Annotated in this window: 6 protein-coding genes; 5 read left to right on the top strand and 1 reads right to left on the bottom strand. The window is 64.8% G+C overall.

The features are described from left to right. Positions 1-25: 25 nt before the first annotated feature. Entirely contained in the window at positions 26-1,012 is a 987-nt protein-coding gene (gene phnD, locus KUW00_RS07415) for a phosphate/phosphite/phosphonate ABC transporter substrate-binding protein (RefSeq protein ID WP_083970649.1), read from the bottom strand. A gap of 317 nt (positions 1,013-1,329) precedes the next feature. Between phnD and KUW00_RS07410 the strand changes: the two genes are divergently transcribed. From KUW00_RS07410 to KUW00_RS07390, 5 genes are all read left to right on the top strand, one after another. Further along, a complete protein-coding gene (locus tag KUW00_RS07410; RefSeq protein WP_231498578.1) occupies positions 1,330-1,929 on the top strand; it encodes a histidine phosphatase family protein in 600 nt (199 codons plus the stop codon). A gap of 415 nt (positions 1,930-2,344) precedes the next feature. Then, positions 2,345-3,607: a capsule biosynthesis protein gene (locus KUW00_RS07405; RefSeq protein WP_222516344.1), complete on the top strand. Its 1,263-nt coding sequence runs from the start codon at positions 2,345-2,347 to the stop codon at positions 3,605-3,607. 103 nt (positions 3,608-3,710) lie between these two features. Next, positions 3,711-5,324, top strand: coding sequence for an LTA synthase family protein (locus KUW00_RS07400; RefSeq protein WP_222568695.1), 1,614 nt, complete (start codon positions 3,711-3,713; stop codon positions 5,322-5,324). Then, a complete protein-coding gene (locus tag KUW00_RS07395) occupies positions 5,321-12,826 on the top strand; it encodes a type I polyketide synthase (RefSeq protein WP_222568694.1) in 7,506 nt (2,501 codons plus the stop codon). The genes KUW00_RS07400 and KUW00_RS07395 overlap by 4 nt, the downstream gene beginning before the upstream one ends. Beyond that, on the top strand, positions 12,823-14,166 hold the full coding sequence (locus KUW00_RS07390; RefSeq protein ID WP_222516341.1) for an aminotransferase class I/II-fold pyridoxal phosphate-dependent enzyme: 1,344 nt from the start codon (positions 12,823-12,825) through the stop codon (positions 14,164-14,166). The genes KUW00_RS07395 and KUW00_RS07390 overlap by 4 nt, the downstream gene beginning before the upstream one ends. Positions 14,167-14,348 lie beyond the last annotated feature (182 nt).

Genomic DNA, 14,348 nt, shown 5'->3' with positions numbered 1-14,348 from the left:
CTCCTGTCCCTGGGATACCCTGTCGTCACTCCAGATTGTCGGCGGTGTAGCTGACGCCGTTCGAGGCCTGGATGGTGCGAATGACCTCCCACTGGTCCTGGTAGGTGATCGGGATGAACTTCTCGACGCCTTCGAATTCCTCACCCAGCGCGGTACCGGCGAAATCGAAGCTGAAGAAGGCTTCCTCGATGCGCTCGACCAGATCCGGCGCCAGGTCATGGGCGTAGGTATAGGAGGTGGTGGGGAAGGGCTGGGACTCGAAGATCATGCGCACGCTGTCTTCGTCATACAGCCCCCGTGCGGCCATGCGCTCCACCACCTCGGACGCCACCGGTGCAGCGTCGTAGTCACCCGCTACCACTCCCAGCATCGACTGGTCGTGACTGCCGGAATACACCACCTCGTAGTCCTCGTCCGGCACCACGCCTTCCTCGGGGAACAGCGCACGCGGCGCCTGATTGCCCGAGTTCGAGGTGGGTGAGGTGTGGGCGACCCGCTTGCCGGCCAGGTCGGACAGCGACTGGATATCCGAATCGGCCTGGGTGTAGACCTGCAGGGTATAGCCGAAGCGTCCGTCGTCGGAGCCCATCAAGGCAAAGGGAACGGCGCCGGCCAGGTTGACGGCGAAGGGCGTGGGGCCGGTGGAAAAACCTGCAATATGCAAACGCCCGCTGCGCATGGCCTCGACCTGGGCCGAGTTCGACTGGACCGCGAAGAAACGAACGTCCTTGCCCGTCACCTCCCGGAGGTGATCGATGAAGGGCTCCCAGATATCGGCATAGATGGCGGGGTCTTCCACCGGGGTGTAGGCGAAGATGAGGGTGTCGGGGTCGACCAGTTCGTCCTGATTGGCGGGCGGGTCGGCCACCAGATCGCCATTGCGGTCGCAGTAGAGCGCATCCAGATCACCTCGGGGGCAATCCTCCGCGACAGCGACGGATGCAACAGCGCCGAAAGTGAGCAGGAGACCTGCGTTGAGGACCTGACGTCCCCGGCTTGAGCGTTGTGTCATGGCGTGGCTCACCTATGCTGAGTCTTGTTATAGGGTGGGAATCGACCCCGGCCTCTCGCGCCGACATCGCGGGTCCCGGCGGCAGCGGACAGCCTGGCGGTCGACGACTGGCGACTTGGGGAAGGCTCTGTCAGATGGGCTGAAGGCTTCACTCGTTACGCTGAAGGCTCTGCCACATGGGCTGAAGACTTCCCGCGTTACGCTGAAGGCTCTATCACATGGGCTGAAGGCTCTGCCAAGTGCGAAGACGAGCGCCAGCGACGCAGCGATGTTCGAAAACAAACATCGTTGAGTTCAATCTAGGAGGTGACACTTTTATGTCAAACGTTGAGGCCAACGACTTTCCACGCTGCCGCAATCACTACCTGCTGATGCGCCACGGCCATAGCCAGGCCAATGCCATGGGCCTGATCGTTTCCTCCCCCGAGCAGGGACTCGAGGGCTACGGTCTTTCGCCCAAGGGGCAGGAACAGCTGCACGAACGGCTGACCGGCTGGCACCTGGCCGCGCCTGACCAGGTCTTCCATTCGGACTTTCTGCGCACCACCGAAACCGCAGCACTGGTCGGGCAACACTTCAACGTCACCCCACACCCTGAACCGCGCCTGCGAGAGCGCTTCTTCGGTGACTACGACCAGGGGCCGGACCCGGCCTACGCGGACGTCTGGGCAATGGATAGCGAGAATGCCGAACACCGCACCCACGGCGTCGAAAGCGTCGGCGACGTCTCCCGCCGACTCATCGACCTGATCATCTCGCTGGAACAGCGCTTCGATGATGCCACCATCCTGCTGGTCGGCCATGGTGACCCCCTGCAGATCCTGCTGACCGCAGCCAGCGGAAGTCCATTGAGCGAGCATCGAAGCCAACCACCGCTGGCACCGGCAGATGTCCGGCCGCTGATCTTCGCTCGCTGATCACCGCTCGCAGCCCCTCTCTTGCAGCCGCCCCTGTCAGGGCTGTGAACAACTCGGTGGAAAAGTTCTCCACCCGCTGTGGATAGGCTCTTGACAAGCCGCCGCTCCCCCCATGAACCGTGGCGCTGTGCCGCTACATGCCACCTGTAATGACTGTGGGCAAGTTTTCCATTTCCCCGGCTCGACGCTGCGAAGTTCGTCAGCCGGACTCGGCGGGGCACGTGCTATGTTCCTCGTAACCTCTGAAAGACCCATTCAACTAATGCTTGGCAAATGATCTTGAGCGGTGCTTGAGAACGATCATTCCCCATGCTCCTCATTGCCACAGGAGCCCACCCGTCCGCATGATGGCATCTTCATTTCTTTTCCTGAGTCGACGCCCGGCGTCTCTTGTGCATGGGGGCGAGGTCTGAACATGGGCCCGTTCAAGGCGCGTCAGTTTCTGCTGCTTCAGGGGCCATGCTCTCCCTTCTTCACGCAACTGGCTCGCACCCTTGCTGACCAGGGACACGGTGTTCATGTGCTCGACCTGTGTGGTGGAGACCTGCTCTATCGTTGGCGCCTCGGGGGCCAACGCTACCGTGGCGACGCCGCAGGCTTTGGCGAGCTGATCGATGATTTTCTCGGTCAACGGGGAATCTCCGACCTGGTGGTCTTCGGCGACCAGCGCCCTCTGCATCGGCTCGCTGTTCAGGCCGCAGAGCGTCAACGGCTGCGGGTCCATGTATTCGAGGAAGGCTACCTGCGTCCCCACTGGATCACCCTGGAGCCCCAAGGTGTCAACGGATGTTCCCGTTTTCCCAGGGACCCGGCCTGGGTCTTCGAGGCCGCCCATTGTCTTGGGCCGGCAGAGCCTCCCGTTCCTTGCATCAGTCCCTTCTTGACCCGTGCCACCCACGACGTGATCTACCATCTGGCAGGCGTCCTTAACCCTCTGCTGTTCCCGGGCTATCGCGGCCACGCCCCGGTCAGCGCTCCCCGGGAGTACGCCGCCTATGCGCAGCAACTGACGCGCAAACGCCTGCTGGCTGGCCTTGAAGCTAACCGCATCATGGCATTTCTTTCGGCGCCAGCGCCCTACTTCGTGTTGTTGCTACAACTGGACAGCGACGCCCAGATCCGCTGCCACTCGCCCTTTCCCGACATGGCCCGGGTACTCGAAGAAACCATGACGTCCTTTGCTCGCGACGCGCCGGCCCGGACACGTCTGTTGATCAAGAACCACCCTCTCGACCCCGGCCTCAGCGCACACCATCGTCGCGCTCGCCGACTGGCACGAGAGTTGGGTATCGACCGGCGGGTACTGTTCATCGAGGGCGGTGACCTCAATCACCTCCTGCCGGGCGCCACTGGCGCCATCACCGTCAACAGTACTTCCGGTTTCGTGGCCCTGGAGCACGGCTGTCCGTTGCTGACCCTGGGCGAAGCCATTTACACCATGCCCGGACTGGCGACAGGCCGGCAACGGGTCCCCGCGGGCTTCTGGCACGATCCACCGGCACCGAACGCCGCCCTGTATCAGGCGCTCAGGACCACCCTGCTGCGAACCGTTCAGCTCAACGGCAGCTTCTACTGCCGCCTCGGTATTCGTCTCGGTGTGCACCACAGCGCCAGGCGACTCGTCGCCGAACGCTCTCCCCTGGAGGAGTTACTGTCATGCCTGCCCGCCGCCGCCTGACCCTTGTTTTCCCCGTGCCAGATACGGCTTTGGCGGTTTCAGGGGCCGACTCGCGGCACGTCGTAGCTGCTCGGCTCGCTGGCCCGCTTCTTTCTGACCGCCGATGCTGACGTGGATCGCGTCCCGAGACCTGGCGTTCATCCTGTGCGTACTGGGACTCCCCCTCGGCACGGGACTAAGCCTCGCCATGGACGCCATAGGCTGTCGAGGCTTGGGCAACTGGCGCGACCGCCCTCCGGCCCCCTGGCTGGTCCATGCGGGCACCTGGGGGCTGTGCTACGTACTAGCCGTAGCGGTGCTGCAACGAGGTGCGCTGGCCCTGGCCACGGTGCTTACCCTGCAATGGGTGGTGCAGCGCAGCCATCAGGCGAAGTGGCAGAGCCTGAAGGAGCCCTTCCTGGTGCAGGACTTCGAGTACTTCCTCGATGCCATCCGACATCCAAGGCTCTACCTGCCGTTCTTCGGTATCGGCCTGGCCCTGGGTGCCAGCCTCGCCGCCCTGATGGCGGTGTCGGTCTTCGTCTTCCTCGAACCCTGGCTGCTGGATCAGCTCTCCCTATCCTCCATGGCGCTGCTGCTGGGCGGCCTGGCACTGGGGCCAGCCACTGCTCTGGGGCTTGGCCTGCGGCGACTCCCGGCGGCCTCCCTGGTTCCGTGCCAAGACCACCACCACTTGGGACTGTGGAGCTGCTTCTGGGCCTACGCCCGCTTCCCCGATACCCCCATCGACACCACCCAGGCTCCAGCGCTCCTGCGCCAACCGCCATCACCAGTCTCCCAGGAGTCACTGCCACACCTGGTGATTGTCCAGGGCGAGTCGTTCTTCGATCCACGCCCCTGGTACGACCAGATACCCCTGGATGTGCTCGCCCACTGGGATCGCCTGAACGAGCAGTCCATCACCCACGGCTACCTCAAGGTGCCGGCCTGGGGCGCCAACACCATACGCAGCGAAACGGCCTTTCTGTGCGGGCTGGACGAGGATGCTCTGGGCATGCATCGCTTCAATCCCTATCGTCAGCTGTCCCGCCAGCCGGTTCCCAGTCTGGCCAGTGCCTGCGCTCACCTGGGTTACCGCACACTGGTGCTGCACCCCTACCCCGGCGACTTCTACCAGCGCGACCAGGTCATGCCTCGGCTGGGATTTCAGGCATTCGAGGACATCGAAAGCTTCAGGCATTGCCGTCGAGATGGCCCCTTCATCGCCGACGTCGAGCTCGCCAGGCGGGTCACACAAGCCCTGGATGATCCAGACCCGCGCCCACTGATGGTGTTCGTGATCACCATGGAAAGCCACGGCCCCTTTCTGCTGGAGCCAGCGCCCGATCCACTGCGCTGGCTCGCTGCCGACGCCTCGCGCCCCATGGCCGTGACCCACGAACTCGATATCTATCTCCATCACCTGGCCAATACCGACGCCATGCTCGGCGCCCTGGCGGCGACCCTCACCAGGCAATCGCGCCCGGGCCTGTTGTGCGCCTATGGCGACCACGTCCCTATCCTGTCTCCCAGCTATCGCTGGCACGGAGAGCCCGATGGAACAACGCCTTTCATGATCTGGAGCAACCGACCCCAGACCACACGACGGCCGGAGCCACTGTCCGACCTGTCGCAACTGGCCGAAGCACTGCTCCACACCATCGGGTGCCAGACCACGACCGTCGCCACAGGCTCCCTCGGGCGCTCCCTCCACCGCCATTGCAAGGAACCGCTATGACCAGGCGCGTCGCCATCATCGGAAACGCTACCCGCTTTCCTGGAGTCCCCGGAGAAACCCTGTGGCAGAGCCTGCTGGCGGGTCGGGATCTGGTCACAGAGGTGCATGCATCGCGCTGGGACTGGCGCCGGTTCTATCATCCCGACCGTCGTTCGCCCGGTACCAGCGTGACCTTCGCCGCCGGATCACTCGGCGACATCGGCGGCTTCGACGCCGACTTCTTCGGAATTTCTCCCAGGGAAGCGGCGACCATGGATCCCCAGCAGCGCCTGCTGCTGGAGCTGACCTGGGAAGCGCTCGAGCACGCGGGCGTCCCCCCCTCGCGCCTGCGCGGTAGCCGCTGCGGGGTCTATATCGGCATCTCCAGTCCTGACTTCGCCTATCGGCATACCGCCGACCTGGCCTCTCTGGGCAATCTGTTCGCCACCGGCAACACCTTCAGCATCGCCGCCAATCGATTGTCTTACGTGTTCGATCTCAAGGGACCCAGCATGGCCATCGACACGGCCTGCTCGTCTTCCCTGGTAGCCTTTCATCAGGCCTGTCAGGCCATTCGCGCCGGTGAATGCGACACCGCCCTGACCGGCGGCGTCAGCCTGCACCTGCATCCCTTCGGCTTCGTCGCCTTCTCCAAGGCCGGCATGCTGTCGCCGCGAGGCCGTTGTCGCGTGTTCAGCGAAGACGCGGACGGCTACGTGCGCTCGGAAGGGGCCGGCATCTTCGTGCTCAAGGCGCTCGATCAGGCGCTCGCGGACGGCGACCCCATCCTCGCCGAAGTCGCCGCCAGCGGCACCAATACCGACGGACACAAGTCAGGACTCACGGTACCCAGCGCTCAGGCTCAGGCCCAACTGTTGACCGAGGTCTACGCCCGGGCGGGGATCGATCCCGACGGACTGGACTACCTGGAAGCCCATGGGACCGGCACCGCCGTCGGAGATCCCATCGAAGTCACCGCCATCGGCCAGGCCCTTGGGCGACATCGTCACCACCCATTGCCGATCGGCTCGGTCAAGAGCAACATCGGCCACCTGGAGACAGCGGCCGGCATCGCCGGACTCTACAAGGCGCTGGGTTGCCTGACCCAGCGCTTCGTCCCCGCCACCATCGGTGTCGATCGCCTCAATCCTGAGCTGCACCTCGACGAGGCCAATGTGGACGTGGTGCTGACACCGCGGACGCTCCCCGAAAGCGGCCCCTTAACCGTCGGTATCAACAGCTTCGGTTTCGGGGGGGCCAACGCCCACGTAGTGCTGACCACGCCGCCGCCACCGTCACTGGTGCGATCGCGACCGACGCCACGAGTCTCTTTCGAGCAGCCGCTACCGCTGCTTGTCTCGGCCCACGACGAGGAAGCGCTGGCTGCACTGGCAAGTCGGCTAAGCGACCACCTCGAAACGCACCAGCCAGCCCTCGATGCCCTGACCTGGACCCTGGTTCACCACCGCGAGCGCCTTGACGAACAGGCGCTGACCCTGGTGCGGGACCATGACGAGGCCAAGGCGGCCCTGGACTCGCTGAAGGACACGACGACCGCTCCCCACAGCAGCGCCCCCAGGGTGTGGCGCCAGCGACGCCTGGATGCGCCCCAGGGGCCGGTATTCGTCTACACCGGCAATGGGTGCCAATGGTTTGGCATGGGGCGTGACCTGCTCTCGACCAGTCCCACCTTCGCCGATACCGTCGCGCGGGTGGATGAGCACTTCCTGCCCATCGCCGGCTTCTCGTTGCTCGAGGTACTGGCCAGCAGCGATGATCCGGCCCTGCTCGAAGACACCGTGGTGGCCCAACCGGCGCTATTTGCGATTCAGGTCGGGATCACCGCCTGGCTTGACGAGGCGGGGATCACGCCCACCGCGGTGGTCGGTCACAGCGTCGGTGAGGTCGCGGCGGGCTGGGCCTGCGGCGCACTATCACTGGCTGAGGCGGTGACCGTGATTGCCCACCGCAGCCGCCTGCAGGGCAAGATCCGTCATCAGGGAGGCATGACCGCGGTGTCCTGCTCCGCTGACACCATCGCCACCTGGCTCGCACAGCCACGCTTCGCCGAGATTTCCCTGGCCGGGGACAACAGCGAAGGGAATGTCACGCTGGCGGGACCGTTGCCGGCGCTGGCCGAACTGGAAGACGCCTTGCGGGCCGCGGGCCATCGATACCTTCGCCTGGCGTTGGACTACCCATTCCACAGCCCACTGCTGGATGGCTTGAAGACCCCGCTGCTCGAGGCGCTTGCCGATCTGGACGGATCAATTCCACGCTTGCCGATGATCTCCACCGTCGAGGGTGGCGAGACCCACCGCCCCCTCGGCGCTGACTACTGGTGGCAAAACCTGCGGGCGCCTGTGCGCTTTCGCCAGGCCATCGAGTCGCTGATCGATCGCGGTGACTCGGTGCTGGTGGAAATCGGCGCCCATCCATTGTTGAAGCGATACATCGAGGAGCAGTGTCGCCTGCGGGGGCATCAGGTCCTGCATATCGCTACCCTGACACGCCAGGGCCGGGCCCTGGACGAACTCACCGAAGCACGGGCGCGTCTGTGGCTCAGTGGAGCCCTGGATGGCTTTTCCCCCTGGTTCGAACGGCCCCTTGCCCCCATCGAACTCCCCGCCTACCCCTGGCAACGTCGCCACCACTGGACCCGCCCGAGTGGCCTGGGCCACAACCCGCTGGAGCAGCGTGACGAACATCCCCTGCTGGGGGCTCGCCAGGCCCCGGACGAGTCGACGTGGATCCAGCGTCTGAGTGTTGCCACGCAGCCCGCTCTCGCGGACCACCGGGTCGGGGAGACACCGGTGCTGGCCGCAGCGGCGCACGTCGAGATGGTACTGGCTGCCGCCATCACTTCGTCGCCAGACACCACCTTCGAAATCAACGACCTGGAGATCCTGGCGCCGCTGGTACTGGACGCCTCTGTGGGCAAGCTGGCGCGGCTCACCCTGGCCGATCAGGGGCGTGTTCAGTTGACGGTACGCGACCTCGACCCGGCAGCCGCCTGGCAGTTACACCTCAGCGCCCGCCTGGCCCCTGCCTGCCAGGGCAGTCTGCTGCGTTCGGCCCCTCCGCTTGAGCCGGCCAGTGAGGAGCACCTGGATGGCGAGACCTGGCTGGATAAAAAGGCCTGCATAAACAGCGACGCCCACCTGGCGCTCGCCAGGTCGATGGGGCTCGACTACCGCGGCGAGTACCGTAGCCTGGGCCGGATCTGGTGCCAGGACGATGAAGCCATCGGCGAGTTCACCGTCAGTGAAGACACTCCTTGCTGGTGGTTGCCACCCGGTCTGCTCGATGGCGCCCTGCAACTGTGCCTGCCACTGATGAACAACGCTCAGACGCCGCCGACGCAGGGCTACCTGCCCGTGCGCCTGTCGCGCATGCAGTTCGACAAGGACGGCGGTCGACCGACCCACGCCCGCGCCGTCATTACGCGACGCTCACCACACTCCTTCACCGCCGACCTTTGGCTGTACCGCAAGCATCGTTGCGTTGCTGCCCTCGAGGAGGTCCGCTTCGCGACAACGCCACTAGCCCTGCCAACCTCCTCGTCCACCGAGTGGCTGACCACCCGCCTGACCCCGGCGCCACTGGTACCTACCCCCTTGGGCGAAGAAGGCAGGCGACTGGCCAATGCCCTTGCCGGCATCATGTCAGGCCCAGTGGGGCGCGACCTGGAGGAGCTCAGCCTGCTGTTCGAGCGTCTCAACGTTGCCTGGCTCGAGGAGGCCTTCGTCGCCGCTCGGCCCGATATCGAAGGCGACGGCCTCGGCAATAATGAACTCTACCGTCGACTTCTGGCTCAGTACCCGACAGACGCGACAGTGACCTCCTCGGAGGTGCAAGCGTCTCCTGCGGCGGTCGATATCTGGCGCCTGCTGCTGGCGGAGTACCCTCGGCAGTTCCCTCTGCTTGGCTCACTCGGGCGTTTTGGCCTGCATCTTCCCGGCCTGCTGGAGGGCTCGGTCGAGCACATCGAAGGGCTGACCCTCGACGCCGCTTCGCTGATCCCGGAAGCGTTGTGGCAGGCCCTGCACGACGAGGTTCTCGCCAGCGTTTCCCGGATCCTGTCGACGCTACCCTCGGCACAACGGCTGCATCTGGTCGAGGCGGGATGCGCGGCGCCTCGGTTGGGCGAGGCGTTGAGCCAGACACTGGACCCCGATCGCCTCATGGTGGACATCCTGCCCCCAGATGATGGCTCCAGCCAACGCACCCAACCGCTGATCGAAGCGTCCAACGGTGCCGCATCGCTGCCCCCCTTCCATACCGCCCCCGGCGCCCAGCTGGCCTGGGTGGTGAGCACACCGACGGATCTCGAGGTCAGCATCGAGGCAATCGACAAGGCCACGGCGCGCCTGGCACCGCACGGGCAACTGCTGATACTGGTCCTGCCCCCTACAGGGTGGTGGCGAGCGCTGGGCTCCCTGCGTCCTGACGCCAGACCGGCCACTGTCGAGGCGATCTGCCACCACCTGAGCCAGGCCGGGTTCAGCGTCGAGGCGCGTCCCCCGACAGAGGCCTCCCATCTTCCGACTCTGCTGAGTGCCGTGCCCTCGGCAAGCGCTCGCCCCACCACCGAGACCGGTTCGGACGAGCCTCTTGCACAGCGCGACGCAGCCACCTTGCTGGTGGTGGATGCTGCCAGTCGTGCTCTGGGTGAGCGGCTTGTACAACACATGCCCTCGGGTGCTACCCGCTGCGTGACATACAATGATCTCGAGTTGACGCTTGCCGCCCCGTCCTCGCTTGCGGAGGTCACCTCAGCGCGCGCCTCGAACGCGCAGCAAGCGCCGAGTGCCCGGAAAGTGGTCGCCCCGCAAGTTGTCGACCTGCGAGCCGCCGTACCGTCTCGGCAGACAGGCGGTGACCTCGAGACCCACCAGGCGGGCCTAGATGCCCTTGAGCGACTGGGTGACTGGGCAAGGACATTGGCGGATCGCCACGGGACGCTGGTCGTGGTGACTCGCGATGTCGCCGCGCTGTTCGGCGCTGATACCCCCGATATCGACCTGTACCAGGCTGGCTTGTGGGGGGGCTGTCGCTCCCTCGACAACGAACTGCCGAACACCCGCGTACGGCTGGTCGACCTGGCCTCGGGAGAAGCGGCGTTGGTGGCCTTGGCGCAGGATCTGCATCACGACGATGGCGAGGATGAGGTGGTCATCGACCACCACGGACATCGCCGGGCACTGCGCGTGCGTCCTGTCGCCGACACACCGCCAGCGCTCACACCCCCCCCCACGCCAGACCGAGTAGCGTCCAGGGTGACCCTGGAAATCGCTCATCCCGGTCAGCTCTCGCGCCTGCAGTGGCGAGCCCACCCGGCACGGTCGACGCTCGCCAAGGACCAGGTCCGAGTAAGGGTCCTGGGCACGGGTCTGAACTTCCGTGACGTCATGTATGCTCTCGGCGTGCTCACCGATGAGGCGCTCGAGCAGGGCTTTTCCGGCGCCACCCTGGGGCTCGAGTTCTCCGGTATCGTCGAGGCGCTGGGCGAAGGGGTCACCCAGTTCGATATTGGTGACCCGGTGGTCGGGCTGGGGTCGGCCTGTTTCTCTAACCATCTGGTGGTCGAGGCCGACTCGCTGGCCAGGGTGCCGACAGGTCTCGACCCGGTGGCCGCTGCCGGGTTGCCCACGGCGTTTCTCACCGCCTGGTACAGCCTCGAGCATCTGGCTCGGCTATCGCCCGGGGAACGGGTGCTGATACACGGCGCTGCCGGCGGTGTCGGTCTGGCTGCCGTACAGTTGGCCCGGTGGCGAGGGGCTGAAGTGCTGGCCACCGCCAGCAGCCCGCACAAGCGTGATCTGCTGACACTGCTGGGTGCCGAGCGCTGCTACGACTCACGCAGCCTGGCCTTCGCCGAACAGATCCTCGCAGACACCGATGGCCAGGGTGTCGATGTGGTGCTCAACTCCCTGTCCGGCGACGCCATCCATCAGAACCTGCGTGTGCTGGCGCCTTTCGGGCGCTTTCTCGAGCTTGGCAAGCGAGACTTCTACCAGGATACCCCGATGGGGCTACGCCCCTTCCGTCACAACCTGAGCTACTTCGGCATCGACTCCGATCAACTGCTGTCACATCGTCCCGCGCTCGCCCGCCAACTGTTCCGACAGGTCATGGACCGTTTTGCCGAGGGCGCCTTCAGCGCCCTGCCCTATACCACCTTCACGACCACCAGAGTGGTCGAGGCCTTCCGCCATATGCAGCAGGCGCGGCATATCGGCAAGATCATCGTGACGCACCCTTCAGCCGCTGCCAGTCCGTCTCCTGACACACTCCGCACAGGCTCAGCCTCCAAGACCACCATGCACCCGCATGGCGGTCCGAGAAACACCACCAATAGCTCTACCAATCCGGCTTGCATGGCGCTGGATACCGAAGGCTGTTACCTGGTGAGCGGTGGGTTGTCCGGCCTGGGCCTGGCCAGTGCAGAGCGACTGGTGAGGCGCGGCGCTCGCCATCTGCTGCTGCTGAGTCGCTCGGGCGTCAGCAGCCCGGAGGCCAGTGCCGCTATCGCCGCCATGGAAAGACAGGGCGTCACGGTAGAAGCGCCAGCGCTGGACGTCACCGATGAGCAGGCCCTGGCTGGACTGATCGAGGAATGCGGTTCCCGGCGCCCACCGCTACGTGGCGTCATTCACGCCGCCGCCGTCATCGAAGACGGCCTCGCGCGACAGCTGACTCGCGAGCAGCTGGACGCGGTACTCGGCCCCAAGCTGTTGGGCGCCATCCTGCTGGACCGCCTGACCCGCCATCACGACCTGCAGCACTATGTGCTCTACTCCTCGGCCACCACCCTGTTCGGAAGTCCCGGGCAGTCCGCCTATGTGGCGGCCAACCTTGGCCTGGAAGCGCTGGCCGTGCGGCGCCGTCAGGCGGGGAAACCCGCCACCTGCCTGAGCCTGGGCATCATCGAGGACACCGGCTTTCTGGCTCGTCACCAGACCAAGCGTCAGGCCCTGTCCCAGCGTATGGGGGGTGGGCAGCTGAGCGCAGAGCAGGCGCTGGACGCGCTGGAACGAGCACTCGCGGCAGGCGTCAGCAACGCCGCCGTCATCGGTGCCATCGACCATGGCTTCATCCAGCGGCGCTTTATCGAGTTGCGCCAGAACTCCGGTGAAGCGGACCGCCAGGCAAGTAGCAACGACGACCTCGATCTATCGGCGCTCGATGAATCGTCCCGCCGCAAGGCCGTCGAAGCCATCCTGCGTCGACAGTTGGCGAGCATCCTGATGCTGGACCCGGAACGCATCGACAGTGGGCGCAGGCTCTCCGAGTTCGGTTTCGATTCGCTGATGGCCGTCGAGCTAGTATCGGCCATCGAGACCCGGCTTGGCGTGAAGGTGTCCGCATTGGCCCTCGCCGACGCCGCGACCCTGCATCGCACCACCCTGTTGATCTGCGACCTGCTGGAAAGCCCCGAGCTCGATGCAACCGACGAACACGCTGCGCTGGCCTACAGCCACGCAGTCTCCCCTCCTGCTCCTGCACGGGAGGTGACATGAATCCTGATGACCGGAAGGCATTGAAAGACCGCCTGCTCAACCAGGCCAGGGCGATCGACAGCGCTCGTCATGCCCAGGCAACGCCCATCGACCGCGCTGTTTCAACCTCAGAGCACTACCCGCTGACCGAAACACTCGTCACAACCACCGACTTCCGCAGCCTCGAAGGCTATCGCCGCATCGCCATGATGAGGACGCTAGGGGACTCCCTCGGTATCACCAGCCCCTTCTTTCGCTGTCATCAGCGTAGGGCGGGGGCTACCAGCCGACTCGGCGATCAGGACGTCATCAACTTTGCAAACTACGACTATCTCGGCCTGGCCGGCGATCGACGTGTCCTGGACGCCACCCATCAGGCGATCGAGTACTACGGCACCTCGGTATCGGCCAGTCGCATTGTCGCCGGCGAACGCCCCTTTCACGGGGCCCTGGAGCGTGAGCTGGCACACTGCTACCAAAGTGATGATGCGCTCGCCTTCGTCAGCGGCCACGCTACCAATGTCTCCACCATCGCCATGCTGGTGGGCACCAGGGACCTGATCATCCACGACAGCCTGATCCACAACAGTGTGGTGGTGGGCGCCAGCGTATCCGGCGCCACTCGCATGAGTTTCCCCCACAACGATGCCCAAGCCCTGGATCGTCTGCTGTTCGACCATCGCGATCGCTTCGAGCGCGTACTGGTGGTAATCGAAGGCCACTACAGCATGGACGGTGACACCCCGGACCTGGCACGTTTCGTTGAGGTGAAGCGCAGGCACCACTGCTGGCTGATGGTGGATGAAGCCCACTCGCTTGGCGTGTTGGGGGCAACCGGGTTAGGTCTTCACCAGCATTGCCGAGTGGCTCCGGGAGATGTAGACATCTGGATGGGCACCCTGAGCAAATCCCTTGCCTCCTGCGGAGGCTATATCGCCGGGTGCCAAGCACTGGTGGATACGCTGCGCTACCTTGCGCCAGGGTTTCTCTACAGCGTCGGGCTGGCACCGCAACTGGCCGCACCAGCACGCCGCGCTCTGCAAGTGCTGCAGGAAGAGCCCTGGCGAACCGCCAGGCTGACGCAGAACGCTCGACGTCTGCTGGACGGTATCCAGTCCCTGGGGCTGAATACCGGCAGCAGCGAGGGACATGCCATCGTGCCACTTATTCTCGGCAGCTCCGCCAGGGCAGCCAAGCTGTCCCATGCGTTGCTGGCGGCGGGTATCAATGTGCAACCCATCCTGCACCCTGCAGTGCCAGAACGTAGCGCTCGGCTGCGCTTCTTTGTCAGCTGCGAGCACCAGCCGGACCAGATCGATCAGACCCTGTCGGCCCTGGGAGGGCTGATCAACTCAGATTGACGCTCCCCCACCTTGCAGGCAGCCCAGCCACAAAAACAGATAGCGAGCGGCGGCCACGGATGGGGAGAGGGAATAGGGATAGGTACCAAGCTTCAATGAAAGAACAGGAAGCAGGGCTAGATAAGGAAGAGAGAAAGAGAGAGTAAGAAAGGAAGGAAGTTAGGAAGGAAGGAGGTTAGAAA

The sequence above is a fragment of the Halomonas sp. DP5N14-9 genome, from assembly GCF_019802175.1.
Taxonomy (GTDB): Bacteria; Pseudomonadota; Gammaproteobacteria; order Pseudomonadales; family Halomonadaceae; genus Halomonas; species Halomonas litopenaei.
The sequence above is the reverse complement of the archived record's forward strand: the minus strand, read 5'-3'. Positions and strand labels throughout refer to the sequence as shown.

Excerpts from the sequence above, each read along its gene's own strand:
- phnD (WP_083970649.1), bottom strand. The coding sequence starts at position 1,012 with ATGACACAACGCTCAAGCCGGGGACGTCAGGTCCTCAACGCAGGTCTC.
- KUW00_RS07405 (WP_222516344.1), top strand. The coding sequence starts at position 2,345 with ATGGGCCCGTTCAAGGCGCGTCAGTTTCTGCTGCTTCAGGGGCCATGC.
- KUW00_RS07400 (WP_222568695.1), top strand. The coding sequence starts at position 3,711 with ATGCTGACGTGGATCGCGTCCCGAGACCTGGCGTTCATCCTGTGCGTA.
- KUW00_RS07395 (WP_222568694.1), top strand. The coding sequence starts at position 5,321 with ATGACCAGGCGCGTCGCCATCATCGGAAACGCTACCCGCTTTCCTGGA.
- KUW00_RS07390 (WP_222516341.1), top strand. The coding sequence starts at position 12,823 with ATGAATCCTGATGACCGGAAGGCATTGAAAGACCGCCTGCTCAACCAG.
- KUW00_RS07410 (WP_231498578.1), top strand. The coding sequence starts at position 1,330 with ATGTCAAACGTTGAGGCCAACGACTTTCCACGCTGCCGCAATCACTAC.